Annotated in this window: 24 protein-coding genes and 2 tRNA genes; 3 read left to right on the top strand and 23 right to left on the bottom strand. The window is 71.4% G+C overall.

What is annotated here, in order from left to right; genetic code table 11:
- The first annotated feature begins 155 nt into the window (after positions 1-155).
- Positions 156-1,022, top strand: coding sequence for a glycosyltransferase (locus IRX98_RS20545; RefSeq protein WP_224279966.1), 867 nt, complete (start codon positions 156-158; stop codon positions 1,020-1,022).
- Positions 1,023-1,034: 12 nt separating this feature from the next.
- On the opposite strand, the gene IRX98_RS20540 is transcribed toward IRX98_RS20545, so the two are convergent.
- From IRX98_RS20540 to IRX98_RS20485, 12 genes are all read right to left on the bottom strand, one after another.
- Positions 1,035-2,666 (bottom strand): glycosyltransferase family 2 protein, encoded by a 1,632-nt coding sequence (locus IRX98_RS20540; protein WP_224279964.1) that lies wholly within the window; start codon positions 2,664-2,666, stop codon positions 1,035-1,037.
- Positions 2,663-3,022 (bottom strand): coiled-coil domain-containing protein, encoded by a 360-nt coding sequence (locus IRX98_RS23675; RefSeq protein WP_224279962.1) that lies wholly within the window; start codon positions 3,020-3,022, stop codon positions 2,663-2,665. Before IRX98_RS23675 ends, IRX98_RS20540 begins: the two co-directional genes overlap by 4 nt.
- A gap of 109 nt (positions 3,023-3,131) precedes the next feature.
- Positions 3,132-5,105: a TIGR03960 family B12-binding radical SAM protein gene (locus IRX98_RS20530; protein WP_224279960.1), complete on the bottom strand. Its 1,974-nt coding sequence runs from the start codon at positions 5,103-5,105 to the stop codon at positions 3,132-3,134.
- Positions 5,106-5,221: 116 nt separating this feature from the next.
- Complete coding sequence (gene rodA, locus IRX98_RS20525) at positions 5,222-6,424, bottom strand: rod shape-determining protein RodA (protein WP_224279958.1); 1,203 nt, start codon at positions 6,422-6,424, stop codon at positions 5,222-5,224.
- Positions 6,425-6,439: 15 nt separating this feature from the next.
- Positions 6,440-8,554, bottom strand: a complete 2,115-nt coding sequence (mrdA, locus tag IRX98_RS20520; RefSeq protein ID WP_224279956.1) for a penicillin-binding protein 2 — start codon at positions 8,552-8,554, stop codon at positions 6,440-6,442.
- Positions 8,551-9,063, bottom strand: coding sequence for a rod shape-determining protein MreD (gene mreD, locus IRX98_RS20515; RefSeq protein WP_224279954.1), 513 nt, complete (start codon positions 9,061-9,063; stop codon positions 8,551-8,553). Before mreD ends, mrdA begins: the two co-directional genes overlap by 4 nt.
- Positions 9,060-9,998 carry a rod shape-determining protein MreC gene (gene mreC / locus IRX98_RS20510; protein WP_224279952.1) on the bottom strand — a complete coding sequence of 313 codons (939 nt, stop codon included), beginning with the start codon at positions 9,996-9,998 and terminating at the stop codon, positions 9,060-9,062. Before mreC ends, mreD begins: the two co-directional genes overlap by 4 nt.
- On the bottom strand, positions 9,998-11,041 hold the full coding sequence (locus IRX98_RS20505; protein WP_224279950.1) for a rod shape-determining protein: 1,044 nt from the start codon (positions 11,039-11,041) through the stop codon (positions 9,998-10,000). Before IRX98_RS20505 ends, mreC begins: the two co-directional genes overlap by 1 nt.
- Before the next feature lie 171 nt (positions 11,042-11,212).
- Positions 11,213-11,644 carry a nucleoside-diphosphate kinase gene (ndk, locus tag IRX98_RS20500; protein ID WP_224279948.1) on the bottom strand — a complete coding sequence of 144 codons (432 nt, stop codon included), beginning with the start codon at positions 11,642-11,644 and terminating at the stop codon, positions 11,213-11,215.
- A 37-nt stretch (positions 11,645-11,681) separates the two neighbouring features.
- The gene (locus IRX98_RS20495; protein ID WP_224279946.1) at positions 11,682-12,098 is read right to left on the bottom strand and encodes a DUF4233 domain-containing protein; all 417 of its coding nucleotides are present in this window, start codon (positions 12,096-12,098) and stop codon (positions 11,682-11,684) included.
- Positions 12,095-13,480 (bottom strand): bifunctional tetrahydrofolate synthase/dihydrofolate synthase, encoded by a 1,386-nt coding sequence (folC, locus tag IRX98_RS20490; protein WP_224279944.1) that lies wholly within the window; start codon positions 13,478-13,480, stop codon positions 12,095-12,097. The genes IRX98_RS20495 and folC overlap by 4 nt, the downstream gene beginning before the upstream one ends.
- Before the next feature lie 34 nt (positions 13,481-13,514).
- Positions 13,515-14,420 (bottom strand): GNAT family N-acetyltransferase, encoded by a 906-nt coding sequence (locus IRX98_RS20485; RefSeq protein ID WP_224279942.1) that lies wholly within the window; start codon positions 14,418-14,420, stop codon positions 13,515-13,517.
- Positions 14,421-14,497: 77 nt separating this feature from the next.
- On the opposite strand from IRX98_RS20485, the gene valS reads away from it, so the two are divergent.
- Entirely contained in the window at positions 14,498-17,116 is a 2,619-nt protein-coding gene (gene valS, locus IRX98_RS20480) for a valine--tRNA ligase (RefSeq protein ID WP_224279940.1), read from the top strand.
- Between the two features lie 100 nt (positions 17,117-17,216).
- On the opposite strand, the gene IRX98_RS20475 is transcribed toward valS, so the two are convergent.
- The 5 genes from IRX98_RS20475 to IRX98_RS20455 all read right to left on the bottom strand — a co-directional run bounded on the left by IRX98_RS20475 (position 17,217) and on the right by IRX98_RS20455 (position 21,241).
- Positions 17,217-17,867, bottom strand: a complete 651-nt coding sequence (locus IRX98_RS20475) for a hypothetical protein (protein ID WP_224279938.1) — start codon at positions 17,865-17,867, stop codon at positions 17,217-17,219.
- Positions 17,868-18,060: 193 nt separating this feature from the next.
- Entirely contained in the window at positions 18,061-19,341 is a 1,281-nt protein-coding gene (clpX, locus tag IRX98_RS20470; protein ID WP_224279935.1) for an ATP-dependent Clp protease ATP-binding subunit ClpX, read from the bottom strand.
- Positions 19,342-19,487: 146 nt separating this feature from the next.
- Complete coding sequence (locus IRX98_RS20465; RefSeq protein WP_207082143.1) at positions 19,488-20,096, bottom strand: ATP-dependent Clp protease proteolytic subunit; 609 nt, start codon at positions 20,094-20,096, stop codon at positions 19,488-19,490.
- A gap of 1 nt (position 20,097) precedes the next feature.
- Positions 20,098-20,703: an ATP-dependent Clp protease proteolytic subunit gene (locus tag IRX98_RS20460; protein WP_207085578.1), complete on the bottom strand. Its 606-nt coding sequence runs from the start codon at positions 20,701-20,703 to the stop codon at positions 20,098-20,100.
- A gap of 46 nt (positions 20,704-20,749) precedes the next feature.
- A complete protein-coding gene (locus IRX98_RS20455) occupies positions 20,750-21,241 on the bottom strand; it encodes a MarR family winged helix-turn-helix transcriptional regulator (protein WP_224279933.1) in 492 nt (163 codons plus the stop codon).
- Positions 21,242-21,265: 24 nt separating this feature from the next.
- On the opposite strand from IRX98_RS20455, the gene IRX98_RS20450 reads away from it, so the two are divergent.
- Positions 21,266-22,471, top strand: a complete 1,206-nt coding sequence (locus IRX98_RS20450; protein WP_224279932.1) for a phosphotransferase — start codon at positions 21,266-21,268, stop codon at positions 22,469-22,471.
- 64 nt (positions 22,472-22,535) lie between these two features.
- Here the strand turns inward: IRX98_RS20450 and tig are convergent, their stop codons facing one another.
- From tig to IRX98_RS20420, 6 genes are all read right to left on the bottom strand, one after another.
- Positions 22,536-23,945 carry a trigger factor gene (gene tig / locus IRX98_RS20445; RefSeq protein ID WP_224279930.1) on the bottom strand — a complete coding sequence of 470 codons (1,410 nt, stop codon included), beginning with the start codon at positions 23,943-23,945 and terminating at the stop codon, positions 22,536-22,538.
- Between the two features lie 137 nt (positions 23,946-24,082).
- Positions 24,083-24,155: transfer RNA gene (locus IRX98_RS20440), tRNA-Pro, on the bottom strand.
- Between the two features lie 46 nt (positions 24,156-24,201).
- Positions 24,202-24,275: transfer RNA gene (locus IRX98_RS20435), tRNA-Gly, on the bottom strand.
- A 96-nt stretch (positions 24,276-24,371) separates the two neighbouring features.
- On the bottom strand, positions 24,372-25,460 hold the full coding sequence (locus IRX98_RS23670) for a PP2C family protein-serine/threonine phosphatase (RefSeq protein ID WP_224279928.1): 1,089 nt from the start codon (positions 25,458-25,460) through the stop codon (positions 24,372-24,374).
- On the bottom strand, positions 25,457-26,347 hold the full coding sequence (locus IRX98_RS20425) for an Fpg/Nei family DNA glycosylase (protein ID WP_224279925.1): 891 nt from the start codon (positions 26,345-26,347) through the stop codon (positions 25,457-25,459). The genes IRX98_RS23670 and IRX98_RS20425 overlap by 4 nt, the downstream gene beginning before the upstream one ends.
- Entirely contained in the window at positions 26,340-26,876 is a 537-nt protein-coding gene (locus IRX98_RS20420; RefSeq protein WP_224279923.1) for a ribose-5-phosphate isomerase, read from the bottom strand. The genes IRX98_RS20425 and IRX98_RS20420 overlap by 8 nt, the downstream gene beginning before the upstream one ends.
- Between the last annotated feature and the right edge of the window lie 18 nt (positions 26,877-26,894).

Genomic DNA, 26,894 nt, shown 5'->3' with positions numbered 1-26,894 from the left:
ACACGAAGGCCTCCTGGGTGTGAAGCGGTTCCTTAGACAGTTCCACTCCACATCGGGAGGCCTTCACCCATCTACGACATCAGATCGTGTCGTCACACGTTCTCGACCAACGTGCCTGGGCATCACAGCTAGTCCAGAAGGCCGAGGCGCACGACGTGCCCCTGGTCTTCGACTGCGACGACCTCGTCTTCGACGTCGGCTTCGCCGAGCTGGTGATGAGCTCGCTCGGCAAGGACCAGGACGTCCACGCCGAGTGGGACGTCTGGTTCGCCTACATGGGCCGCCTCAACGCCTCCCTCGGGGCCTGCCGTGCCGCCACGACCACCAACTCGCTGCTCGCCAGCCGGCTTGCGCCCTACGTCTCGGACGGCGCGGCCGTCGTGCCCAACGTCATGAACCGCACCCAGCAGGCCTACTCCCGCGAGCTGCTCGACGCCAAGGTCGCCGGCGGCTTCCGGCGCAGCGGACCGGTCACGGTCGGCTACTTCAGCGGTACGCCGTCGCACGTGCGCGACTTCGCCATCGCCAGCCCCGCGCTGGCCCGGCTGCTCGACGAGGACGACGACGTGTCGGTGCGCATCGTCGGCTACCTCGACGACCTCGGCGCCCTCGAGCCGCACCGCGAGCGCGTGGAGTTCCAGAAGTTCATGCACTACGTCGAGCTCCAGCGCTCGATCGCGGAGGTCGAGGTCAACATCGCCCCGCTGTCCCACACGCCGTTCAACATCTGCAAGTCCGACCTCAAGTTCTTCGAGGCTGCCGCGGTCGGCACGTGGACCGTGGCCTCGCACACCCCCTCGCTCGACGAGGCGATCGACGACGGCGTGACCGGCCGGCTGGCCAAGGCGCACGAGTGGGACGGCGCGCTGCGCGAGGCCGTCGACCTCGCGCGGGACGCGCAGGCGTACGCCGACCGCGTCACGCCGGCGGCCGAGCTCGCGCACCGGCGCTGGGCGTGGGACGCCGTCGCCGAGCCGCTCACGCAGGCCCTGCAGCCCTGGCTGGGGCGCCGCTCCCGCTGAGCGGACGCCGCCTCAGGGCTGGGAGAACAGCTCGTCGGGCAGCTGCTGGATGCGACGCAGGTTCGGCATCGCGACGGCCCGCGGGGTGAAGGCGTCCTCGTCGGGGACGCCCCAGCGGGAGACGACCGCGAGCCGCTCCCACTCCTGCACGCGCGCCTCGCGGGTCTGCGACTCGTAGTGGTGGAGCTCGCTGGTGGCGATGAAGAGCGTGCGCAGGCCCGCGGCGCGGACCTTGTAGCAGAGGTCGACGTCGTTGAAGTTGCCCGGCAGCGTCTCGCTGAACCCGCCGATGGCGAAGAACGTGTCACGGCGCATCGCCGCACACGCGGCCGTCACCCCGGTGACCTCGCGGTTGACCACGAGCTCGCCGAAGGGGCCGACCTCGTCGCGGGTCCAGAACTTGAACGGGTGGTGGTAGCCGGCGTTGTAGTAGGCGTGGCCGGCGTGCTGGACGGTCTGGTCGCCGAAGTAGAGCTTGGCCCCGGTCAGCCCCACGTCCGGCTCGTCGAGCGGGGCGACGAGCTGCTCGAGCCAGCCCTGGGAGATCGCCTCGATGTCGTCGTTGAGGAAGACCAGCCGGTCGCCGGAGGCGTGGCAGACGCCGACGTTGACCTTCTCGCTGAAGTTGAAGGGGCGGTCGAAGGGCACCAGCACGAGCCGCTCCCGCGCGATCGCCCGGAGCTCGTCGAGCACCGCGGGCGGCGTCGGGGTGTCGTGCACGACGACGACCTCCACCCGGTCGTGGTCGGTGCGCTCCAGCAGCGAGCGGACCGCCTCGACCACCAGCACCGCGCGCCGGCCGCGCACCAGGGCGGACTGGCCGGCGGTGGGGATGACGACGGAGACGGTGCGCTCGGGCGCGAGGCGACGGCGTACGACGTAGCGGCCCGGCTCCGCGCCCGGGCCGGCCTCGGCGTCGATGCCGACCCGGTCGAGGTGCTCCTGCACGGCGCGGATCCCGGCGGTCTCGGCGTACGGCTTGGCCTCGATGTCGACCGCGGTCGAGCCCTCGACGGCGCGCCAGTGGTAGAGCACCTCCGGGACGTGGACGACCCGGCGCGCGCGCTCGGTGACGCGCAGCACGAGGTCGTGGTCCTGGGAGCCCTCGAAGCCCTCGCGGAAGCCGCCGACCTCGCGGACCAGGCTGGTGCGCAGCACCGAGAGGTGGGAGGTGTACATCTGGCCGCGCAGGCGCTCGGGCGACCAGTCGGGCTTGGCGAAGGCGCCGTAGGTCGTGCCGTCCGCGGTGACCTTGTCCTCGTCGGTGTAGAGGTAGTCGACGTCGTCGTGGCGGTCGATGGCCTCGACGACGCGCGACAGAGCGTGCGGCACGAGGAGGTCGTCGTGGTCGAGCAGGGCGATGAACTCGCCCCGCGCCGCGTCCACCCCGTCGTTGGAGGCCGCGACGATGTGGCCGTTGACGTCGCGCTCGATGAGGGTGATCCGCGGGTCCTGCTGGGCGTAGTGGCCGATCACCGTCGGCACGGCGGCCTGGGTGGAGAAGTCGTCGACCATGATGAGCTCCCAGTCCTGGAAGTCCTGGGCGAGGACCGACTCGATGCACTCCTTGAGCACGTCGATCGGCGGGTCGTAGACGGGCGTGACGATCGAGAAGCGCGGGGTGGCGCTGCGGCGCGGGCTCACCGCAGGGCGCTCCGCACCCGACGCGCGGCGCGGCGGGCCAGCGACGGGCCGCCGCCGCTGCGGGAGCCCTCGAGCTGCGCGACCCGGGCGCGGTTGCGCTCCAGGCGGGTGCGGACGTCCTGGAGCTTCGTGCGCAGGTCGTCGCGCTGGCCGGTGAGGTTCTTCACGCGCTTGCGCAGCTGGCGCAGCTCGGCGGTGACGCGGATGAGGTCGCGGTTGAGGCGGCCGTTCTCGGCCTCGAGGCCCACGATGTGGTCCTGCACGGTGAGCAGGTGGTGCCGGGCCTCGGCGACCTCCTCGCGGAGCCGCTCGAGCTCGCTCCCGTCGCCGGTCGGCGGCGTCGCGTCCTGGGTCACCCTGTCTCCTCCGTGGTGCTGCGCGTGTGTGCGCGGGCCTGCTGCGTGCGCGCGTCAGGCTATCCCAACGGGGCGGGTCAGCCGGTCGGCACGATGCCGGTGCGCGGCGTCAGACCACCGAGAGCGGAAGCAGCCTCTGGCCCGTGGGGCCGACCTGGATCTCGGTGCCCATCTCCGGGCAGACCCCGCAGTCGTAGCACGGGGTCCAGCGGCAGTCCTCGATCTCGATGTCGGCGCCGTCGGCGGCCGCGAGGGCGTCCTCCCAGTCACCCCACAGCCAGTCCTTGTCGAGGCCGGAGTCGAGGTGCTCCCAGGGCAGCACCTCGTCGTAGTCGCGCTCGCGGGTGGTGTACCAGTCGACGTCGACGCCCGTGCCGGCGAGACCGCGTCCGGCGGCCTCCATCCAGCGGTCGTAGGAGAAGTGCTCGCTCCAGCCGTCGAAGCGGCCGCCGTCGCGCCAGACCTCCTCGATGACCCGCCCGACGCGGCGGTCGCCGCGCGAGAGCAGTCCCTCGACGATGCCGGGCTTGCCGTCGTGGTAGCGGAAGCCGATGGCGCGGGCGAACAACTTGTCGTCGCGCACGGTGTCGCGCAGCTTCTTCAGCCGCGCGTCGGTCGCCTCGTGGTCGAGCTGTGCCGCCCACTGGAAGGGCGTGTGCGGCTTGGGCACGAAGCCGCCGATCGAGACGGTGCAGCGGATGTCGTTGCGGCCCGAGACCTCGCGGCCGGTGGCGATCACGCGCTTGGCGAGCTCGGCGACCTGCAGCACGTCCTCGTCGGTCTCGGTGGGCAGGCCGACCATGAAGTAGAGCTTCACCTGGCGCCAGCCGTGGGAGTACGCCGCCGCGACCGTGCGGATCAGGTCCTCCTCGCTGACCATCTTGTTGATGACCTTGCGCATCCGCTCCGAGCCGCCCTCGGGCGCGAACGTCAGGCCCGAGCGGCGACCATTGCGGGAGAACTCGTTGGCGAGGGTGATGTTGAAGGCGTCGACACGCGTGCTGGGCAGCGACAGGGAGACGTTGGTGCCCTCGTAGCGGTCGGCGAGGTCCTTGGCGACCTCCCCGATCTCGGTGTGGTCGGCGCTGGACAGCGACAGCAGGCCGACCTCCTCGAAGCCGGACTTGCGGATGCCGTTCTCGACCATCGCGCCGATGGTCTCGATGGAGCGCTCGCGCACCGGGCGGGTGATCATGCCGGCCTGGCAGAAGCGGCAGCCGCGGGTGCAGCCGCGGAAGATCTCGACCGAGAAGCGCTCGTGCACGGTCTCGGCCAGCGGCACGAGCGGGTTGGCCGGGTAGGGCCACTGGTCGAGGTCCATCAGCGTGTGCTTGCGCACCCGGAACGGGATGCCCGGGCGGTTGGGCACCACGGCCTCGATCGAGCCGTCGGCGGCGTAGGCGACGTCGTAGAAGCGCGGGACGTAGATGTTGCCGGTCACCGCGAGGCGGCGCAGCAGCTCCTCGCGACCGCCGGGACGGTCCTCGGACTTCCACTCGCGCACGACGTCGGAGATCGCGAGCACGACCTCCTCGCCGTCGCCGAGCACCGCGGCGTCGACGAAGTCGGCGATCGGCTCGGGGTTGAAGGCGGCGTGGCCGCCGGCGATGACGACGGGGTCGTCCTCGGTCCGGTCGGCGGCGTGCAGCGGGATGCCGGCGAGGTCGAGGGCGTTGAGCATGTTGGTGTAGCCGAGCTCGGTGGAGAAGCTCAGGCCGAACAGGTCGAAGGCACCGACGGGACGGTGGCTGTCCACGGTGAACTGCGGGATCGGGCCCTGCTCGTCACCGGTGCGCATCACCTGCTCCATGTCGGGCCACACCGAGTAGGTGCGCTCGGCGAGGATCCAGTCGCGCTCGTTGAGCACCTCGTAGAGGATCTGCACGCCCTGGTTGGGCAGGCCGACCTCGTAGGCGTCGGGGTACATCAGCGCCCACCGCACGGTGGGGCCGCCCGTCTCGGAGCTGGCGGCGCAGTCCCAGTCCTTGACGACGGAGTTGAGCTCGCCGCCGACGTACTGGATGGGCTTCTGCACCGACGGCAGCTTGCCCTCCAGGCGCGGGAAGACCGACGCGACTGACATGCTCGGGAACACCTCGATCGGGGATGGGGAACAGGGAGGCAGGGTGCGAGCGCCGCCGCAGGACGGCACGTCGCCTCAGTCGGCAAGGGTACGTCGCCGCGCCCGGCGCGGCCTACTCAGCGGGGTGCGGGGAGCAGCCGGGTCGGCACCGCGCCGGCCGAGCGCAGGTGGATGTTCTGCAGCAGCCCGAGGGCCAGCATGCCGGCGAAGAGGGAGCTGCCGCCGTAGGAGACGAACGGCAGCGGCACGCCCGTGACGGGCATAATGCCCAGGCACATGCCGATGTTCTGGAAGCCCTGGAAGCCCCACCAGCAGGCGATGCCGGCCGCGGCCACGCGGCCGAAGAGGTCGCCGGCCTGCGCCGAGATCGCGAGCGCGCGCCAGATGACGACCGCCAGCAGCAGGATCAGGATCCCCGCACCGACCAGGCCGAGCTCCTCTCCGGCGACGGTGAAGATGAAGTCGGTGTGCTGCTCGGGCACGAAGCCCGACCGGGTCTGCGAGCCGTCGAAGAGCCCCTGCCCGAACAGGCCGCCGTTGCCGACGGCGATGCGGGCCTGCTCGGTGTTGTAGCCGGCGCCGCGCGGGTCGAGCGTCGGGTCCGTGAAGGCCAGGAAGCGGTCGACCTGGTAGGGCTTGAGCACCCCCATCGAGACCGCGGCGATCGCTCCTCCGGCCCCGGCGAGGGTGAGGCCGACCAGCCAGCGCCGGGAGGCGCCGGCCACGGCGAGGACCCCGAAGACGGTGGCGGTGAGCACGAGCATGGTGCCGAGGTCGGGCTGGAGCAGGATCAGGACGGCCGGGATCCCGGCGATGGCGAGCATCGCCACCACCTCGAGGCTGCCCACGCCGCGGCCCCAGCGACGCTCGGTGCGCTCGGCGACGACGAGGGCCATGCCGATGACCACGGCGAGCTTGGCGAACTCCGAGGGCTGGATCGACATGCCGCCGACCTGGAGCCACGAGCGCGAGCCGTTGATGGTCGAGCCGGCGACCAGCACCATCACGAGGCCGCCCACGCTGGCGACGTACGCCAGGGGCGCGAGGATGCGCACCCAGCGGTGGTCGGTGGCCACGACGGCCACCATCAGCACCAGCCCGATCGCGACGTTGACGAGCTGCTTGCGCAGGTAGGCGTCGGGGTCGCCGTCGGTGAGGTCCGCGCGCGTGGTGGTGGCGGACCAGACGAGCAGCGTGCCCAGCGTGACGAGGGCCAGGGCGGCGCCCAGCAGCAGCCAGTCGAGGCCGGGGGCCCGCATCCCCGAGGACGGGCCCAGGCGCCCGGGACGCGTGGCGGGACGGTTGGTCAGGACGGTCACGGTGTCACTCCCTGCTCACGGCTTCACGGCCGGCGGCATGATCGAGCCGTCGTCGAGGAACTGCGGCAGCCGGGCGGGCGGCACGGTCCCGGGGGTGGCGGCGCGGGCGGGCCGCACGGTCTCGCCCTCGATGCCGTAGAGCGCCTCCCAGATCGCGCGGATGCCGTCGCCGGTGGAGCCCGACCCGGTGCCGCCCTGGCTGATCATCATGACCACGACGTAGTCCTCGGAGTAGGACGCGACCCAGCCGGTCGACTGCTTGCCGTAGACCTCCGCGGAGCCGGTCTTGGCGCGGATCGTGACCTCGTCGATGGGGAAGCCTCCGAGCTTCCACGCCATCGTGCCGACGCGCGAGACGCTCTCGAGGGCACCGTCGATGTAGTCGAGGTACTTCTGCGGGACGTCGACGCGACCGGACTTGCGCGGCGCGATGCGGCGCAGCACCTCGCCCTCGGGGCTGACGATCGCCTTGGCGACGGTCGGCTCCCAGAGGATGCCGCCGTTGCTCAGCGCGCCGTAGGCGCGGGCGAGCTGCAGCGGGGTGACGATCGTGTCGCCCTGGCCGATGGAGAAGTTCACGGCGTCGCCGGCGCGGTAGAGGTTGCCCTCGAGGCAGAACTCGCGAGCGAACTTGTAGACGAAGTCGCTGGTGTCGTCGGTCTGCGGCTTGCTGCTGAGCTCGCAGTAGTAGTCCTTCTGCGACTCGTAGTAGTCCTGCTTCCAGTGTCGGTCGGCGATGCGGCCGGGCGCCTCGCCGGGCAGGTCGATCCCGGTGCGGGAGCCGAAGCCGAACTCCTTGGCCTCCTCCACCAGCGGGTCGCGCGCGCCGATGTCGGCGGGGTCGCTGCCGTAGCGCTGCCAGAAGTCGTATCCGATGCGGTAGAAGAACGTGTTGCAGGAGACCTCGAGCGCCTTGGCGAAGCCGATGTTGCCGTAGGCGCCGGACTCGTAGTTCTTGAAGACCCGGTTGCCGACCTGGAAGCCCGAGGAGCACGGGAGCGAGGTGTCCATCGCGTAGCCGTTGGTCAGCGCGCCGGCGGTCATGAAGGGCTTCCACGTCGAGCCGGGGGCGAACTGGCCCTGCGTGACGCGCGAGAGCAGCGGGGTGCCGGCCTCCTCGGAGTAGAGACGGGCGAGCTGGGACTCGCTGATGCCGCCGGTCCACACGTCGGGGTCGTACGTCGGCTGGCTGGCCATCGCGATGACCCGACCGGTCTTCGCGTCGAGGACCACCGCGGCACCGGAGTCCGCGGCGAACTTCCGCCCGGTCACCGAGTCGAGCTGGGTGCGCTGGAAGGCGATCCGCTCCGCGAGCTGGCGCTCCACGACCGACTGCACCTTCGCGTCGATCGAGGTGACGAGGGTGTCGCCGGGGGTGCTCTCGACGATCGAGTCGTCGCCCAGCACGCGGCCCATCGAGTCGACCGCGACGCGGCGGTAGCCGGGCAGGCCGCGCAACCACTCGTCGTACTGCTTCTCGACACCGGCGCGCCCGACGACGGAGGCGCCGTTGAGCGAGCGGTCGTCGCGCTCGGCGGCGAGGTCGTACTCGTCCTCGGTGACGGGGCTGAGGTAGCCCAGGACGTGGGCGAGGTTGATCCCGAAGGGGCGCGGGTAGGACCGCACGCTCTGCTGCTCGGCGAGGACGCCCGGGTAGTCCTCGGGCTGCTCGAGCACCCGCAGCGCCACGTCCTTGGAGACGTCGGTCGCGACCGGGACGGGCTGGTAGGGCGAGCCGTTCCAGCACACCTCGGGCACGCTGCCGGGGTCCCCGCATGTGAGCAGGCTCGCCTCCACGTCCGCGGGGTCGGTCTCCACGGCGACGGCCACGCGGCGCACCAGCTCGGTGCGCTGGCGCTCCTCGAGCTTGCCGAGCAGGGTCCGGTCGAGCGAGATCACCCACGAGGTCCGGTTGGCCACGAGCGGGCGGCCCTGGCTGTCGACGATGAGGCCACGCTGCGGCTGGACGACGATGTCGCGCACCGACTGGTCGGCGGCCTGGGCCTGGTAGGACTCGCCGCCGATGACCTGGAGGTAGTAGAGCCGGACGAAGAGCGTGGCGAACAGCGAGAAGGCCAGCACCTGCACCACGACGAGGCGCAGCCGGCTGCGCTGGCTCGACGGGCTCACGTGGTCGCCCACTGGGGACCGAGGCGGGAGAAGAGCTTCATCAGCGGCGGCAGCACGAAGGGCGTGAGCAGCACGTCCCACACGAGGGCGACCAGCACGACCTCGAGCAGCCCCGCGACCGACATCGCCGGGTCGTCGAGCAGGATCCCGGAGAGGGCGAAGATCGACGTGGCGGCGAAGGACGCGGCCGCGACGGTGCCCACCACGTCGAGCGCGCTGGGGCGTACGTCCTGGCGCACGCGCGCGGCGAGGAAGGCGGCGATGGTCAGGGCCAGCGCCCACCGCCCGGCGACGTGGTCGGCCGGCGGGGCGAGGTCGAGCACGAGGCCGGCGGTGAAGCCGAGGACCAGCGCGAACGGCGCCTCGACGGTCAGCGCCGCCGCGACCACGACCAGCAGGCAGAGGTTGGGCACGATCCCGTGCCACGCCAGGTGCGGGAAGAGGGAGACCTGCACGACGAGGGCGAGGAGCACCGCGCCGAGCGCGGCGAGCCAGCGCAGCTGGGTCATCGCAGGCTCCCGTCCGCCTCGATGACGGCGCGGTCGCTCTCGGAGCCGCTGGGCACCATCACGCCCACCACGTCGAGGGCGGAGAAGTCGACGAAGGGCTTGACGACCGCGCGCTGCGACGCCTCGCGAAGCGAGCTGTAGACGTCGGTGATCGTGCCGATCGGCACGCCGGGCGCGTAGGGGCCGGTGGTGCTCCCCCACGTCACGACCGTGTCGCCGCGGGCCGGGACGGAGGCGTCGTCGACCAGGCGCAGGTCGAGCCCGGTCTCCTGGTCCAGCGAGCCGCTCCCGGTGACGAAGCCGATCTCCATGCTCGAGCCGACGCGACCGCCGACCGTGGAGTCGGGGTCGATGACCAGGAGCACGGTCGCGGTGCTGCGGGTGACCCGGAGCACCCGGCCGACGAGGCCGTCGTCGTTGACGACCGTCATGTCCGGGCCGAGCCCGGCGGCCGAGCCGGCGTCGATGGTGACGGTGAGGCTCTGCGACTGGCGCGGCCCCATCGCCACGACGCGGGCCGGGACGAGGGCCGAGCCCAGGTCGGCCGCGGCGGCGGTGAGGCCGTCGTACTGCTCGAGGCGGTTGCGGTCGAAACCGGCCAGCTCGACCTGGCCGCGGAGCTCGGCGTTGCTGGCCTCCAGCTCGCGCACCTCCTCGGCGAGGTCGCCCTTGCTGCGGAACCAGTCCGGCACCGCGGTGAAGGGGCGTACGGCGGTGGCTGCGGCGGACTCGGCGGGGCCGAGGGCCTCCCCGACCACGCGGCGAGCCGGCTCCAGCGGCGAGTCGCCGCCGCCCGAGACGTCGAGCGTGATGAGCGTGATGCTGGCCAGCACGAGGGCGACCAGCAGCGAGCGCGGGGCGCGGTTGCGCGACTCGAGCCGGTCGAGGCCCTTCCAGCGGCGCTCCCGGCCGTCGTGTCCCCCCCAGGCAGCCATCAGAAGCGCCTCGGGTCCGACACGAGCACCTGCTGGAGCGCCTCGAACTCCTCCACGCACTTGCCGGCGCCGTAGGCGACCGACGAGAGCGGGTCCTCGGCGACGTGGACGGGCATGCCGGTCTCGTGGCGCAGCCGCTCGTCGAGGCCGCGGAGCATCGCACCTCCGCCGGTGAGCACGATCCCGCGGTCCATGATGTCGCCGGCCAGCTCGGGCGGCGTCTGGTCGAGGGTGGCGCGGACGGCGTCGATGATGTTGTGCAGCGGCTCCTCGAGCGCCTGGCGCAGCTCGGAGCTGGAGACGACGACGGTGCGCGGCAGGCCGGAGACCATGTCGCGGCCGCGGATCTCGGCATCGGGCTCGGTGGGGAGCGGGAAGGCCGACCCGAGGGTCATCTTCATCTCCTCGGCGGTGCGCTCCCCCAGCATGAGGGAGTACTCCTTCTTCATCCACGCGATGATCGCCTGGTCGAGGTCGTCGCCCGCCGTGCGCACCGAGAGGCTGGTGACGATGCCGCCGAGGCTGATCACGGCCACCTCGGTGGTGCCGCCACCGACGTCGACGACCATGTTGCCGGTCGCCTCGTGGACCGGGAGCCCGGCGCCGATCGCGGCAGCCATCGGCTCCTCGACGATGTAGACCTTGCGGGCGCCGGCCTGGTAGCCGGCCTCCTTGACCGCGCGCTGCTCGACGGCGGTGATGCCGCTGGGCACGCAGATGACCATGCGGGGCTTGGCGAAGTAGCGGCGACGGTGCACCTGGTGGATGAAGTAGCGCAGCATCTGCTCGGTCGCCTCGAAGTCGGCGATGACGCCGTCCTTGAGGGGGCGGATGGCGGCGATGTTGTCAGGGGTGCGCCCGATCATCCGCTTGGCCTCGTGGCCGACGGCGAGGACCTCGCCCGTCGTGGTGTTCATCGCGACGACCGACGGCTCGTCGAGCACGATGCCCTTGCCGCGGACGTAGACCAGCGTGTTGGCCGTGCCGAGGTCGACGGCCATGTCGCGGCCGATGAGGCCGCCGGTCCTTCTGTTCAGTGCCATGCCGCTGTGCCCTCGGGTCGGTCGTGCCGGGAAGAGGGGTCAGCAGCCCTCCCGCCGACCCTGACTCAGGTTAAGGAGCAGCGTCGCCCGTTCCCGGCAGGACACGCGCGGGGCAGGTGGGACTCAGGTGAAAGATGCCTCGCTCACGGGCTGACCGCGAGCGAGCTCGCGTCAGTCCGTGAGCTCGGGAAACCAGATCCCGATCTCGCGCGCCGCCGACTCCGGGGAGTCGGAGCCGTGCACGAGGTTCTGCTGGACCGCCACGCCCCAGTCGCGGCCGAGGTCGCCGCGGATCGTGCCGGGGGCGGCGACGGTCGGGTCGGTGGCACCGGCGAGGGAGCGGAAGCCCTCGATGCAGCGCTCACCCTCGATGACGATGGCGAGGACCGGCCCGGAGAGCATGAACTCCACGAGCGGGGCGTAGAACGGCTTGCCCTCGTGCTCGGCGTAGTGCTCGGCGAGGATCTCGGGGGTCGCGGTGCGGAGCTCGACGGCCGCGAGCGTGTAGCCCTTGGCCTCGATCCGGCGGAGGACCTCGCCCGAGAGGCCACGGCGTACGCCATCGGGCTTGACGAGGACGAGGGAGCGCTGGACGTCGGTCATGGCCGCAGCCTAGCGAGGCCGGGCCGACGGGTGGGGGCTAGCCCTGCTCGGCGCGGTACGCCGCCCACGCCGCGGCGCGCTCGCGCTCGATCTTGCGGCCCAGACCGTCGGCGGCGGCCCAGAGCATGGCGAAGACGAGACCGAGGCCGAACATCACCGGCACCACGAAGCCCAGCGCGATCGCGCCGACCTGGACGGCGTAGCCGGCGAGGTAGGCCCACTCGGCGCGCAGCATCCCGGCCAGCAGCAGGCACACCACGGCGAGGCCGAGGCCGATGGTGACCGCGGTGCCGGCGGCGACGCCGGCGATGGTGATCATCACGGGCGTGGTCAGCCCGAGGGTGATCGCCTCGAGGCTGAGGACCGCCGCGCACATGCCGCGCCGCGGTGAGCGCTGCGTGGTGGCAGGGTCGGGCGCGGAGTCCGGTGCGGTGTCGGGTGCGGTGTCGCTCATCGTCGTCCCTTCAGCAGGCTGCGCGCCTCGCCGACCGTGACCACCGACCCCGTGACGAGCACGGCGCCGGAGCCGATCGAGACATCGATCGCCTCCCCCGCCTCGGCGAGGGTGGCGCCGCGCTCGATGGCGTCGGACAGGTCAGGCACCACGCTGACCCGGTCCTCGCCGAAGACCTCGACCGCGGCCCTGCCGAGCGCTGCGGCCGACATCGAGCGCGGGGTCGAGTTCTGCGTGCAGACCAGGTAGGCGAGGTGCGGCTCCAGCACGTTCAGCAGTCCCTCGTGGTCCTTGTCCTCCATCACGCCCATCACGCCGACCAGCGGGCTGAAGGCGAACGAGTCCTCCAGCGCGGCGGCGAGGGCCTCGGCGCCGTGGGGGTTGTGGGCGGCGTCGAGGACGATGGTGGGGCTGCGTCGGATGATCTCCAGTCGGCCCGGGGAGGTCACCTCGGCGAACGCGGCGCGGACCAGGTCCTCGTCGAGCTCACCGCTGCCGGCGAAGGCCTCGACCGCGGCCAGGGCGACGGCGGCGTTCTGCGCCTGGTGGGCGCCGTAGAGCGGCAGGAACACGTCGTCGTACGCCCCCCGCAGGCCCTGCAACGACACCATCTGGCCGCCGACGGCGGGCGTGCGGGACAGGACGCCGAACTCGACGCCCTCGCGGGCGACGGTCGCGCCGACCTCGGCCGCGCGCTCGAGGAGGACGGCGGCGACCTCGGGGGTCTGCTCGGCGAGCACGGCGACCGAGCCGGGCTTGATGATCCCGGCCTTCTCGCGTGCGATGGCGACGGGGTCGTCGCCGAGGTACTTGGCGTGGTCGACCGCCACCGGGAGCACGACGGCCACGTCGGCGTCGACGACGTTGGTGGCGTCCCAGCTGCCACCCATCCCGACCTCGACCACCGCGACGTCGACGGGCGCGTCGGCGAAGGCGGCGAAGGCCATCGCGACGATGGTCTCGAAGAAGCTGAGCGGGTGGTCCTGGTCGGCGTCGACGAGGTGGGTGTAGGGGGCGACCTCGTTGAAGGCCCGCACGAAGGCCTCGTCGTCGAGGGGCTCGCCGTCGATGCTGATCCGCTCGCTCATCCGCTCCAGGTGCGGGGAGGTGAAGCGACCGGTGCGCAGGTCGAGGGCCCGCAGGAGCGTCTCGATCATCCGGCTGGTGCTGGTCTTGCCGTTCGTGCCGGTCAGGTGCACCGCACGGAAGCTGCGCTGGGGCTCGCCGAGGAGCTCGGTGAACGCCTGGATGCGGTCCAGGCTCGGCTCGAGTCGGGTCTCGGGCCAGCGCGACAGCAGCGCGTCCTCGACCTCGTCGAAGGTCTGGGCGAGCCGCGGGGCGTCGGCGGGGGCTGCGTGGGGCGGGGCGTGGGGGTCAGTCATCTCGCCCCGAGTCTAGGGCCGCGCGCCCGAGGGCTCAGATCCGCACGACGTGCTCGGCCATGTCGACCACCGGGGCGTAGCCGAGGCCGCTGTAGATCTTGTTGGACGTCGGGTTGGCCAGGTCGGTGAACAGGCACATCCGGTGCCCGGCCTCGAGGCCCCGGCGGGTGAGCTCGCCGACGACGTGGGACGCGATGCCGTGCCCGCGGTGCTCGCGGGGCGTGAAGACCGGCCCGATCCGGGAGACGCCGTACGACGGCAGCCCCGCGCCGCTGAGGTGGGCGACGGTCCCGCCCGGGAGCTCCCACAGCCACTCGACGCCCTCGCGGATCCGGACCAGGACGCTGTCGAGCGTGTTGTGCTCCCCCGAGGTGGGGTCGGGCTCGCGGCCGGCCTGCGCGTCAGCCTCGGCGTGGAACGCCTCGAACCACGACAGCACCAGCTCGGCGTCGTCCTCGGTGGCCTGCCGCAGCCGGCCCTCCGGCGCGGGCGGCACCTCGACCGAGGTGGCCTCCCACAGCCGGGTCGCCTTGTCGGTGACCACCTCTCCCCCGGCCAGCCGGGCCGTCTCCCGCGCCAGTGTGGCGGCGCCGGGAAGGGCTCCGTTGGCCCCGCCGAGGAGCTCCCCGCGCTCGTGCAGCGCCGCGGCCAGCGCCCGGGCGGCCTCCTCGTCCATCGGCATCGCGAAGGTCGGGTGCGGCCGGAAGGGGGCGGTGCGCATGGCGGCCGAGACCACCGTCCCGGCGTCGTCGCGCACGGCGACCCACCAGCGGGCGAAGGGGGCGTCCACCCCGGCCCAGGAGTCGTGGCCGTCGGCCAGCTCGCGGGCGGTCCGCTCGCTCACGCTGGCGATCACGCTGCCGAGGACCGGGTCCTGGGCGAGCAGCCCGCCGGCCGCGTCGAGGAAGGGTCGTGGGGTGTCGAAGAACTCCAGCTCCATGGCGCGACGCTAACGACCGGAGCTGCCGGGGTGATACTCGTTTTCGCAGGCCGGAGGCCCGTCAATAGACTCCCGGCATGACTGAGAACCCCACCCAGACCCCGGACGCGACCACGAGCACCGACCAGCGTGCCGTCGTCGTACCCGAGCGTCCGGCGCTGGAGGGCCTGGAGGACAAGTGGTCCCGGGCGTGGGCCGACAACGACACCTACGCCTTCGACCGCACCCAGCCGCGGGAGAACGTCTACTCCATCGACACCCCGCCCCCGACCGTCAGCGGCTCGCTGCACGTCGGCCACGTCTACTCCTACAGCCACACCGACCTCATCGCGCGCTACCAGCGCATGCAGGGCAAGGCCGTCTTCTACCCCATCGGCTGGGACGACAACGGCCTGCCGACCGAGCGCCGCGTGCAGAACTACTTCGGCGTGCGCTGCGACCCCGCCCTGCCCTACGACGCAGACTTCACCCCGCCGGAGAAGCCGGACCCGAAGAAGCAGGTGCCGATCAGCCGGCCCAACTTCATCGAGCTGTGCGAGCAGCTCGTCGTCGAGGACGAGAAGGCCTTCGAGGCGCTGTGGCGCCAGCTCGGCCTCTCGGTCCAGTGGAACCCGACCTACACGACGATCGGCGACCACTCGCGCACGGTCAGCCAGCGCGCGTTCCTGCGCAACTACGCCCGCGGCGAGGCCTACCTCTCCGAGGCGCCGACGCTGTGGGACGTCACCTTCCAGACCGCGGTGGCCCAGGCCGAGCTCGAGGCGCGTGACTACCCGGGTGCCTACCACCGCGTGGCGTTCCACAAGCCGGACGGCAGCCCGGTCCACATCGAGACCACCCGCCCCGAGCTGATCCCGAGCGTCGTGGCGCTGATCGCGCACCCCGACGACGAGCGCTACCAGGACGTCTTCGGCACCACTGTCACCTCGCCGGTCTTCGGCGTCGAGATCCCGGTGCTGGCGCACCACGCGGCCGAGCCCGACAAGGGCGCCGGCATCGCGATGTGCTGCACCTTCGGTGACCTCACCGACGTCATGTGGTGGCGCGAGCTGGACCTCCCGGTCCGCACCGTGGTCGGGCGCGACGGGCGGCTGCTGCGCGAGACGCCCGAGTGGTTGGGCTCCGAGGCGGCCGCGACGGCGTACGCCGAGATGGCGGGCAAGACGACGTTCAGCGCCCGCGAGGCGATGGTCGGCCTGCTCCGCGGGTCCGGCGACCTCGACGGTGAGCCCAAGGCGACCCAGCGGATGGCGAACTTCTACGAGAAGGGCGACAAGCCGCTCGAGATCGTCGCGACCCGCCAGTGGTACATCAAGAACGGCGGCCGGGACGCGGCGCTGCGCAAGGAGATGCTGGTGCGCGGGGAGGAGATCACCTGGATCCCGACCCACATGAAGCACCGCTACGACAACTGGGTCGGCGGCCTCAACGGCGACTGGCTGGTCTCGCGTCAGCGCTTCTTCGGCATCCCGTTCCCGGTCTGGTACCCCCTCGACGCCGACGGCGAGCCCGACCACGACCACCCGCTGATGCCGTCGGAGGACCAGCTCCCGGTCGACCCGTCCACGCAGGCGCCGGAGGGCTACACCGAGGACCAGCGCGGCAAGCCCGGCGGCTTCGTCGGCGACCCCGACGTGATGGACACCTGGGCGACCTCGTCCCTCACGCCGCAGATCGCGGGCATGTGGGGTGTCGACGACGACCTGTTCTCCCGGGTCTTCCCCTACGACCTGGCCACCCAGGCGCACGACATCATCCGCACCTGGCTGTTCTCCCGCGTCGTCCGCTCCGACTTCGAGCACCAGGTGGTGCCGTGGTCGCACGCGATGATCTCCGGCTTCATCGTCGACCCCGACCGCAAGAAGATGTCGAAGTCGAAGGGCAACGTCGTCGTCCCGACCGACATCCTCGACAAGTACGGCGCCGACGCGGTGCGCTGGCGTGCCGCGATCGGTCGTCCCGGCATGGACTCGCCGTTCGACGAGTCCCAGATGAAGATCGGGCGCCGCCTGGCGATGAAGGTGCTCAACGCCTCCAAGTTCGTCCTGGGCAACGTCGGCGCCACCGCGATCGTCCCGAGCGCCGTCAGCGCGCCCGTCGACTGCGCGCTCCTCGGCGGCCTCGAGATCGTGGTGCGCCGGGCGACGGAGGCCTTCGACGCCTATGACTACACCACCGCGCTCGAGGTGACCGAGAAGTTCTTCTGGGAGTTCTGCGACGACTACCTCGAGCTGGTCAAGGAGCGCGCCTACGACACCGACGGCGGTGCTGCGACCGAGTCGGCCAAGGCCACGCTCGCGATCGCGCTGCACACCCAGCTGCGACTGCTCGCACCGTTCCTGCCGTACGCCACCGAGGAGGTCTGGTCGTGGTGGCAGGAGGGGTCCATCCACCACGCCGCCTGGCCCACCGCGGCCGACCTCGGCTCGGCAGCCGCGGCGCAGCCGCTGGTGCTCGACGCCGTGGCCAGCGCGCTCACCGGCATCCGTGGCGCGAAGTCGCAGGCCAAGGCCAAGATGCGCGCCCCACTGTCGCGGGTGGAGATCACCGGGCCTGCGGCACTCGTCGAGGCGGCGCAGCAGGCGCAGGACGACCTGCGTGCCGTCGGCACGATCGTCGGCGACCTCGTCTTCGTCGCCGACGAGTCGGCCACCGAGCTGCGGGTCACCGCCGAGCTCGCCCCGACCGAGGACTGACCCGGCCCCTGAACGCCACGAGCGGTGCCTGAGCCACCTCCCGAGACCTCGGGACGTGGCTGGGGCACCGCCGTCGGGCGTTTCCGGGGACGGGCGTCGCTCAGCGGTGCGAGCGGGCGCCCTTTGCGGCGTCGCGCTCAGCCTTGCGGTCCGCCTTCGCGGCGTCGCGCTCCGCCTTGGCAGCCTCACGCTCGGCCTTGCGCTGCGCCTTCGCAGCCTCACGCTGCGCCTTCCGGTCCGCCTTCGCAGCCTCACGCTGCGCCTTGCGCTCGGCCTTCGCAGCCTCACGCTCAGCCTTGCGCTGCGCCTTCGCAGCCTCACGCTCAGCCTTGCGCTGTGCCTTCGCCGCCTCACGCTGCGCCTTGCGGTCCGCCTTCGCGGCGTCGCGCTCCGCCTTGCGCTCCGCCTTCGCAGCCTCACGCTCAGCCTTGCGGTCCGCCTTCGCAGCCTCACGCTCAGCCTTGCGCTGGTCCCTGTCCGCCGCGGCGGTCGGTGACGGGCTGGCGGGCACGGAGACCGCGGCAGGAGGCGCCTTCGGCGCCTTCAGGGTGGCGGCGGGCGTGGCTGCGGGAGCCGTGGACGGCTCCGGCGCACCGACCGGCTGCGCGCTCAGCTCGGCCGGCAGGCTCACCGGGGCGGGCTCCGCGGTCGCCGGCGAGGTCTCGACCGGCGGCTCGACGACTGCAGCGATGGGCCTGGCGGGCTGGAACAGGTCCTCGAGTGCCCAGCCCCGGCCGATGGACAGGGTCATCAGGACCGCACAGAGCACGGCAACGAGAGCGAACCCCACGAGCGGCCGCTTCTGGTCAACCCCCACCGGTTCCCCTTCCCACATGCTGACGAGACGTCAGTGTGTCCGGGTCATGACGCGTGATCAAAGCCGATGACCCGGAATAGTCCGAAATGACTAGATCAGACCAGTCAATCCAGGCTACGGGGAGGAGTCAGGCCGACTTCTTCTTGCGGCCCTCGGCCTCGCGCAGGATGAGTGTCGGGGCGACGTCGTCCTCGACGGTCTCGCGGGTGACGATCACCTTGGCGACGTCGCCGCGCGACGGCACGTCGTACATCACGTAGAGGAGGACCTCCTCGATGATCGCGCGCAGGCCGCGGGCACCGGTGCCGCGCTCGAGGGCGGCGTCGGCGATGGAGTCGATCGCCTCGTCGGTGAACTCGAGCTCGACGCCGTCGAGGTCGAAGAGCTTCTGGTACTGCTTGACCAGGGCGTTGCGCGGCTCGGTGAGGATCTGCACGAGCGCCTCGCGGTCGAGCTTGCTCACGCTCGCGATGAGCGGGAGACGCCCGATGAACTCGGGGATCAGGCCGAACTTCGTGAGGTCCTCGGGGCGGACCTGGGCGAGCAGGTCGTCGCCCTCGCGCTCGGCGGCTCCGCGCACCTCGGCGGTGAAGCCCAGCGACTTCTTGCCCACGCGCTGCTCGATGATCTGCTCGAGGCCGGCGAAGGCACCACCCACGATGAAGAGGATGTTGGTGGTGTCGATCTGGATGAACTCCTGGTGCGGGTGCTTGCGACCGCCCTGCGGGGGCACCGACGCGGTCGTGCCCTCCAGCATCTTGAGCAGTGCCTGCTGGACGCCCTCACCGGACACGTCGCGCGTGATCGAGGGGTTCTCCGCCTTGCGGGCCACCTTGTCGATCTCGTCGATGTAGATGATCCCGGTCTCGGCCTTCTTGACGTCGTAGTCGGCGGCCTGGATCAGCTTGAGGAGGATGTTCTCCACGTCCTCACCGACGTAGCCGGCCTCGGTGAGGGCCGTGGCGTCGGCGATCGCGAAGGGCACGTTGAGCATCCGCGCGAGGGTCTGGGCGAGGTAGGTCTTGCCGCAGCCCGTGGGGCCGATGACGAGGATGTTGGACTTCGCCACCTCGACGACGTCCTCGCGCGCCTTGCCCGTGACGGGCTGGAGCCCGGCCTGCACGCGCTTGTAGTGGTTGTAGACCGCGACGGCGAGCGACTTCTTGGCGTGCTCCTGGCCGATCACGTAGGAGTTGAGGAACTCGAAGATCTCCTTGGGCTTGGGCAGCTCCTCGAGGCTGACCTCCGAACCCTCAGCGAGCTCCTCCTCGATGATCTCGTTGCAGAGCTCGATGCACTCGTCGCAGATGTAGACGTTGGGTCCAGCGATGAGCTTCTTGACCTGCTTCTGGCTCTTGCCACAGAAGTTGCACTTCAGCAGGTCGCCGCCGTCACCGATACGTGCCACGAGTCGTGTCCTCCAGTCTCGCCGGGTGGGGGTTCCCGGCGTTCAACGCCTTGCACTGCTGCCTTGTAACGAGCCCCACGACGGTACCCCGAGCCGGCCCCCGGCGGGGGCCGGACACGGGATGTCGGCGAGCCTCTTTGCGCACCTCAGGTGAGGGCGGGAGCACCCTTGCGGGACTCGATGACGGCGTCGATGAGGCCGTACTCGACGGCCTGCGCGGCCGTCAGGATCTTGTCGCGCTCGATGTCGGAGCTCACCTGCTCGATGCTCTTGCCGCTGGAGTCGGCGATCATCTGCTCGAGCAGCTCGCGCATGCGGAGGATCTCGTTGGCCTGGATCTCGATGTCCGAGGTCTGGCCGAACGTGCCCTCCGTGTAGGGCTGGTGGATCAGGATGCGGCTGTTGGGCAGCGCCATCCGCTTGCCCTTGGCGCCGGCGCCGAGCAGGATCGCGGCCGCCGAGGCCGCCTGGCCCAGGCACACGGTCTGCACGTCGGGCTTGATGAAGCGCATCGTGTCGTAGATCGCGGTCAGCGCGGTGAACGAGCCACCGGGGCTGTTGATGTAGATGCTGATGTCGGTGTCGGGGTTCATCGTCTCCAGGCACATGAGCTGGGCGATGACCGCGTTGGCGACGTCGTCGCTGATCGGGGTGCCGAGATAGATGATGCGCTCTTCGAAGAGCTTGGCGTAGGGGTCGATGCGACGGAAGCCGTAGGACGTCCGCTCTTCCCACTGCGGGATGTAGTAGTTCATGTCAGTCCTTCGTCCTGGCCGGGCGGCCCTCGTCTGCGGCTTCGCGGGCATTGGTGACCACCTTGTCGACCAGGCCGTACTCGACGGCCTGCTCGGCGGTGAACCAGCGGTCGCGGTCGGCGTCGGCGACGACCTGCTCGACGCTCTGGCCGGTGTGGTCGGCGATGAGGTCGAGCAGCACCTTCTTGATGTGCAGGGACTGCTGCGCCTGGATCTTGATGTCGGAGGCGGAGCCGCCCATGCCCGAGGAGGGCTGGTGCATCATGATGCGCGCGTGGGGCAGGGCGTAGCGCTTGCCCTTGGTGCCGGCGCAGAGCAGGAACTGGCCCATGGAGGCAGCCAGGCCCATGCCGACGGTCGCCACGTCGTTGGGGATGTAGTTCATCGTGTCGTAGATCGCCATGCCGGCGTCGACGGAGCCGCCGGGGCTGTTGATGTGGAGGAAGATGTCGGCCTCCGGGTCCTCGGCGGAGAGCAGCAGGAGCTGCGCGCAGATCGCGTTGGCGTTCTGGTCGCGCACCTCCGAGCCGAGGAAGACGATGCGCTCACGGAGGAGGCGCTGGTAGATGTGGTCGTCGAGGCCATACATCCCACCGGCGCCGTTCATCTCGGGCGAGAGGGCTGGGCTGGAGTTCTGGTTCACGCTGGCGACATTAGCCGGAAGGTCGGACACTTCCACGCGATGACCCACTCTGTTCGCCCAGAGCGGATTCGCCCGCCCCGCCGAGCGCGACCTCGGCGAGGACCTCGCGGAAGACGCGGTAGCGCTCGGGGCCCACCTGGTCGGCCCACGCCTCGTCGCACGCCCGCAGCACCTCGGCGGAGCGCGCGAGCGCCGCACGGCCACGGTCGGTGATCCGTACACGTCTGGCGCGGGCGTCGTGCTCGGCGACGGACACCTCCACCATCGCGAGGTCCGCGAGCTGGCGCACGAACTGCCCGCACCCCTGGGTGGTCATCTCCGCGCACTCCGCGAGCTCGGTGATGATGAGGCCCTCGGGCGGCAGCCACTCCAGGACCCGCAGCTGGGAGGGGCGCAGCTCCGGCGCCTCCGCTGCGAGCCGCTCGCGCACCCGGGCGAAGACCATCCCCATCATCATCGGCAGGTGGGGCTCCGCAGCGGGGAGCCTCTTGACGTCAGACATGAAAGCAACTTACCTTTCCATGTCATGAAAGCCACTTTCGCACCGACGCCCGCCGGAGGCCGGCGCGAGGTGCTGGGTGCCGACGACGTCGACGACGGCGAGCTGGCGGCGATGGTCGCCGACCTCTGGGGAACCGACGCGGTCGACCTGCTCGACACCGTCGCCGAGCCCGTGGCGTACGACGTGCCCTCCATCCTCACCGGGGCCCGGACCTGGGTGCGCGGTCGCGCCGACGCCGGTGAGGGCCCGCGCGAGTTCGCCCTCTTCGTCAAGCGCGTGCACCACTGGCGCCACTCCCCCGCCTTCGCCTTCGTGCCCCCCGAGATCGCCGAGTGGGCGGCCGCGTCGCTGCCGTGGCGGGCCGAGCCGCTGATCTACGCCTCCGACCTCGCCGAGCGCCTCCCGGCCGGCCTGTCGATGCCGCGGGCACTCCGGGTGGAGGAGCGGCCCGACGACACGGCCACCGTCTGGATGGAGGCGGTGGAGGCGAGTCCCGCGGCGTGGGACCAGGAGGCGTACGTCGAGGCCGCCGGCCTGCTGGGCCGGATGTCCGGGAGCAGCCGGGTCGACGGGCTGGCTGCGATCGACCCGCAACCGTGGCACGTCCAGCACTTTGTCGTGGGCCGCCTCGGTCACACGGTGCTCCCGGGGCTCTTCGACGACGCCACCTGGGAGCACGAGCTCGTCGCACCCCACTTCGGCGACCTGCGCGGCCCGTTGACCGGCGTGGCCGACCACCTCGACGCCCTCGCCGAGGAGTTCGCAGCGATGCCGCACCGCGCGTCGCACGGCGACGCGTGCACCAACAACCTGTTGCGCCACCCGTCCGGCCGCGGCTTCACGCTCATCGACTTCGGCTTCTGGCGCCCGCAACCGGTCGGCTTCGACCTGTCCCAGCTGCTGGTCGGCGACGTCCAGGTCGGGCGCCAGGACGTCGGCGACCTGCCCGCGCGCGCGACCGCGTGCCTCGAGGCGTACGCCGCCGGGCTCGCCGACGAGGGCCTCGACGTCCCGATCGAGGAGGTGCGACGCGGCCACGCGGTGAGCCTGATGCTCTTCAACGGGCTGCCGAGCCTCCCCCTCGAGATGCTGCAGGAGGAGGCCGCCCTCGCGGCACAGGGCCCGGTCGACGACGACTTCCGCGCCCGCCTCGACCACTGGGCCCGCCAGCGGGCCGGGATCGCCCGCTACGCCCTCGACGTGCTGGCCCAGACCGACCCGGCGCGCTGAGCAGGAACGACGAACGGCGCCCATCCGAGGGTGGGCGCCGTTCGTGCGGCGGTGCGGGGCCGGATCAGGCCTTGTCGTCCTCCGGGGCGGCCTCGTCGGCGCTCTCCTCGGTGGTCTCCTCGGCAGCCTCCTCGGCGACGGGCTCACCGATGGTGCCGTCGGGACGCAGGTCCTTCAGCTCGACCACGTTGCCCGAGGCGTCCTTGACGGTCGCGGCCTCGACGATCGTCGCGAGGGCCTTGCCGCGCAGGATCTCCTGCACGAGCTCGGGGATGTGGTTGTGCTCGAACATGTGGTTGGCGAACTCCTGCGGGTCCTGCCCGGACTGCTGGGCGCGACGCACGAGGTGCTCGGAGAGCTCGGCCTGGTCGATGCCGAACTCCTCCTTCTTGGCGATCTTGTCGAGGATGAACTGCGCGGCGACGGCGTCACGCACCCGGCGCTCGAGGTCGGCCTCGAACTCCTCGGCGGTCTGGCCCTCGTCCTCGAGGTACTTGTCCATGGGGATGCCGGCCATGGCGAGCTGCTGCTCGACGTTGGCGCGACGGGCGTTGAGCTCGTCGGTGACCATGACCTCGGGCAGCGGGATCTCGACCTTCTCCAGCAGGGCCTCGAGGACCGCGTCGCGGGCGGCGGCGGCCTGCTCGAGGCGCTTGCCGCGACCGAGGCGCTCGCGCACGTCGACGGTCAGCTCCTCGGCGGTGTCGAACTCCGAGGCGAGCTGGGCGAACTCGTCGTCGTACTCGGGGAGCTGCTGCTCCTGCACGGCGGAGACCTTGACGGTCACTTGGACGGGCTCGCCGACCAGGTCACCACCGACGAGCTCGGAGTCGAAGGTCGCGTCCTCGCCGGCGCTGAGGCCCACCAGGGCCTCGTCGAGGCCGTCGATCATGCCGCCACGGCCGACCTTGTAGGACATGCCGGTGACCTCGCCGCCCTCGACGGTCTCGCCGTCCTTGGCCGCGACCAGGTCGATGGTGACGAAGTCGCCGTCGGCGGCAGCGCGCTCGACCGGGACGAGGGTGCCGAAGCGCTCACGGAGCGCCTCGACCTGCTCGTCGACGTCGGCGTCGCTGATCTCGAAGTCCTCAACGCTGGCCTCGAGGCCCTCGTAGGAGGGCAGCTCGAAGTCGGGCTTCACGTCGACCTCGGCGGTGAACTCGAGGGACTCGTTGTCCTCGAACTTCGTCACCTCGATCTCCGGCTGGGCCAGCGGCTCGAGGTCGTGCTCCTGGAGCGCGGCCATGTACTGCTGGGGGACGACGGCGTTGATCGCCTCGTCGAGGACCGGGCCGCGGCCGATCTGGCGGTCGATGACCGCCGGCGGCACCTTGCCCCGGCGGAAGCCCGGGACGTTGATCTGCTTCGCGATCTTCTGGTAGGCCGCGTCGAGGCTCGGCTTGAGCTCCTCGAAGGGCACCTCGACGGTCAGCTTGGCCCGGGTCGGGCTCAAGTTCTCGACGGCGCTCTTCACAAATGTCTCCTGATGCTGATCGGCTGAGGGGGGCGTGCGGCATCGCCTGGGCTGACACCCGGCGACCGCAAACCCTGCGAGTCTATCGAGGGCGTCGGCGCAGGCCGAATCACGCCGTGCGCTGCAGGGGTGGAGGGTCGGGGCGACAGGACTCGAACCTGCGGTCTCCTGCTCCCAAAGCAGGCGCGCTAGCCACTACGCTACGCCCCGCCAAACCGGCCCCGGGCCGCCTCGTGGGCGGCTCCGGGAGCCTGCTTGGAGCGGATGACGGGAATCGAACCCGCGTAGCCAGTTTGGAAGACTGGGGCTCTACCATTGAGCTACATCCGCGCGTCGCCACGGCGTCGCGGACGCCGGTGCGGGAGTCATGGTGCCACACCCCCGGCCCGCTCTCCCAGCCAGTGCCGCCGCCGCGCGGACCCGTCGTCAGCGACGGTGCACGAGCAGCAGCGCGCGGTCGTCGTTGCGAGAGCCGAGTGACTCCACGAGCCGCTTCGCGCCACCCTCGAACTCGCCGCGCAGCAACCGCTCGGCCTGTCCGAGCATGCGGTCGATGCCGAGCGCGATGTCGCGGTTGCGGGTCTCGACCATGCCGTCGGTGTAGAGCAGGAGCGCGTCGCCGGGGCGCATCTGTCCCGACACCGCTGCGAAGTCTGCGCCGTCGATGAGGCCGAGGACGGGCCCCTCGGACTCGATGACCTCCCAGCGACCCGAGCCGGCATGGCGTACGGCGGCGGGCGGGTGCCCGGCGCTGCGGATGTCGTAGTGGCCGGTCGCGAGGTCCAGGGAGAGGTGGATCGCGGTCGCGAAGCCCTCGTCCCACTCCTGGCGGAGCAGGAAGGTGTTGGCGGCGGGGAGGAACTCGCTCGGGGGCAGGGCGCTCAGGAGACCACCGATGGCTCCCGAGAGGAGCAGCGCGCGGGTGCCGGCGCCCTGGCCCTTGCCCGAGACGTCGACCACGGCCACCTCGAGGCGCTCGCCGACCCGGGAGGCGACGACGAAGTCGCCGGCGAAGGGCGTGCCGCCGGCGGAGCGCAGCTCCGCAGCGGCGTACCACTCGGCCGGGAGGGCCGGGATGCCGCCCTGGCGCAGGATGCGGTCGCGCAGGTCGACGAACATCGTCTCGCCCTCCAGACCGGCCACGCCGAGCCGTGAGCGGCGGAACGACGACATCATGACCACGAGGCCGAGGCCGAAGATGATGACGACGGTGGTGATGATCCGTGCGTTGATGGGGTCCTGCCGGAGCACCGTCAGGGCGAGCACGAAGAGCACGAACACGACGAACCACGGCAGCTGGCGCGGCCCGAGCACCAGGCTGGACAGCACGACCGGCACCAGCAGGCTCACCAGCGGGACGTTGTCGGGGAAGAGCCAGATCGAGGCACCGAGCACCACCGTCAGCACGACCAGCAGCACGAGGATCCGTGACCCGCGCGGCACCACCCGGTTGAGCACGCCCTCGGCCCGCTGCCGGAGGTCGGGCCCGGGGAGGTGCTCGCGCGCAGAACTCACGGTCGAGCTCCTCGCGACGTCGCAGTGTCCTTGTCCGCGAACTGTACGGCGCGCGAGCGGAAGGTGGGCTGACATTTGGGACACCAGAAGGAGTTGCGTCCGGCGAGCTCGGCGGTGCGGACTGCCGAGCCGCAGACGAGGCACGGCATCGAGGTGCGGCGGTAGACGTAGACCTCTCCCCCGTGGTCGTCGCGGCGTGGAGCGCGACCCATCGCCTCGGGGGTGTGCTCGGGGCGGACCGTGTCGATGCGGCCGGTGCGCACCCCCTCGGCCATCAGCTCCACCAGGTCCGCCCACATGGCGCGCCACTGCCCGATCCTCAGGGTGCTCCCGGGGCGCAGGGGGTGGATGCGGTGGCGGAAGAGCACCTCGGCGCGGTAGACGTTGCCCACGCCTGCGAGGACCTTCTGGTCCATCAACAGGTCCCCGATCGTTCGGGGGCTGCGCGAGATGCGGCGCCACGCCAGGTCGGGGTCGGCGTCGGCACGCAGCGGGTCGGGACCGAGGCGTCCCAGGACCTCCGCGCGCCGCTCCGCGCCGATCAGGTCGCACACGATCGCGCCGCGCAGGTCGGCGTACGACAGCGGGCCCGGCTCCCCCGCGACCAGTCGCAGCCGCACCTGCCCGACCGGGTCGGGCACGTCCTCGACCCCCGCGTGCACCGCGAAGGTGCCGATGAGGCCGAGGTGGACATGGACGAAGCGATCGCCCTCGAGCTCGACGAACAGGTGCTTGCCGGCGGAGTCGGCGCCCAGCAGGCGCGCGCCGTCGAGCTGCTCGGCGTCCGCGGCGAAGCGTCCCTGCGGCGAGCTCACCCGGACCGTACGCCCGGCGAAGGCGGCGGCGAGGTCGTCTGCCAGCTTGCGGAGGGTATGCCCCTCAGGCATCCGCGGTCTCGGACGGGGCGTCCGTCCCGCCCGGGCCGCGCAGCGCCGACTCGGGCAGCGGCGGCAGCTCGCGGGTCTCGTCGTAGACCGACAGCTGGCCGATGCGGCGCGCGTGGCGCTCGTCGCCGGGGAACGGGGTGGCGAGGAAGACCTCGACGAAGCGGGTCATGTCCTCCAGCGAGTGCATCCGGCCGCCCACCGAGACCACGTTGGCGTCGTTGTGCTCGCGGGCGAGGACGGCCGTCTCCTCCGACCACACCAGGGCGCAGCGGACGCCGGTCACCTTGTTGGCCGCGATCTGCTCGCCGTTCCCGGAGCCGCCGATGACGACGCCCAGGCTCATCCTTCCCTCGGCCCGGTCCGCGGCCACGCCCTCGCCCGCCCGCAGGCAGAAGACGGGGTAGTCGTCGAGGGCGTCGTAGACGAACGGTCCGTGGTCGACGACCTCGTAGTCGTGGTCGAGCAACCACGTCGTGAGGTGGTCCTTCAGCTCGAGGCCGGCATGGTCGGAGCCCAGGTGAACGCGCATGGCCGACATCATCTCAAG

Origin of the sequence: Nocardioides lacusdianchii (assembly GCF_020102855.1) — a bacterium.
In the GTDB taxonomy this organism is placed as follows: Bacteria; Actinomycetota; Actinomycetes; order Propionibacteriales; family Nocardioidaceae; genus Nocardioides; species Nocardioides lacusdianchii.
The sequence above is the reverse complement of the archived record's forward strand: the minus strand, read 5'-3'. Positions and strand labels throughout refer to the sequence as shown.

What these genes read in the sequence shown, in the direction of transcription:
- mreC (WP_224279952.1), bottom strand. Translation starts at nt 9,998, where the DNA reads ATGGCTGCCTGGGGGGGACACGACGGCCGGGAGCGCCGCTGGAAGGGC.
- IRX98_RS20425 (WP_224279925.1), bottom strand. Translation starts at nt 26,347, where the DNA reads ATGCCTGAGGGGCATACCCTCCGCAAGCTGGCAGACGACCTCGCCGCC.
- IRX98_RS20495 (WP_224279946.1), bottom strand. Translation starts at nt 12,098, where the DNA reads ATGAGCGACACCGCACCCGACACCGCACCGGACTCCGCGCCCGACCCT.
- IRX98_RS20450 (WP_224279932.1), top strand. Translation starts at nt 21,266, where the DNA reads ATGAAAGCCACTTTCGCACCGACGCCCGCCGGAGGCCGGCGCGAGGTG.
- IRX98_RS20465 (WP_207082143.1), bottom strand. Translation starts at nt 20,096, where the DNA reads ATGAACTACTACATCCCGCAGTGGGAAGAGCGGACGTCCTACGGCTTC.
- valS (WP_224279940.1), top strand. Translation starts at nt 14,498, where the DNA reads ATGACTGAGAACCCCACCCAGACCCCGGACGCGACCACGAGCACCGAC.
- mreD (WP_224279954.1), bottom strand. Translation starts at nt 9,063, where the DNA reads ATGACCCAGCTGCGCTGGCTCGCCGCGCTCGGCGCGGTGCTCCTCGCC.
- IRX98_RS20475 (WP_224279938.1), bottom strand. Translation starts at nt 17,867, where the DNA reads ATGACCCTGTCCATCGGCCGGGGCTGGGCACTCGAGGACCTGTTCCAG.
- IRX98_RS20485 (WP_224279942.1), bottom strand. Translation starts at nt 14,420, where the DNA reads ATGGAGCTGGAGTTCTTCGACACCCCACGACCCTTCCTCGACGCGGCC.
- IRX98_RS20530 (WP_224279960.1), bottom strand. Translation starts at nt 5,105, where the DNA reads ATGTCAGTCGCGTCGGTCTTCCCGCGCCTGGAGGGCAAGCTGCCGTCG.
- ndk (WP_224279948.1), bottom strand. Translation starts at nt 11,644, where the DNA reads ATGACCGACGTCCAGCGCTCCCTCGTCCTCGTCAAGCCCGATGGCGTA.
- IRX98_RS20460 (WP_207085578.1), bottom strand. Translation starts at nt 20,703, where the DNA reads ATGAACGGCGCCGGTGGGATGTATGGCCTCGACGACCACATCTACCAG.
- IRX98_RS20455 (WP_224279933.1), bottom strand. Translation starts at nt 21,241, where the DNA reads ATGTCTGACGTCAAGAGGCTCCCCGCTGCGGAGCCCCACCTGCCGATG.
- IRX98_RS20505 (WP_224279950.1), bottom strand. Translation starts at nt 11,041, where the DNA reads ATGGCACTGAACAGAAGGACCGGCGGCCTCATCGGCCGCGACATGGCC.
- folC (WP_224279944.1), bottom strand. Translation starts at nt 13,480, where the DNA reads ATGACTGACCCCCACGCCCCGCCCCACGCAGCCCCCGCCGACGCCCCG.
- IRX98_RS20420 (WP_224279923.1), bottom strand. Translation starts at nt 26,876, where the DNA reads ATGCGCGTTCACCTGGGCTCCGACCATGCCGGCCTCGAGCTGAAGGAC.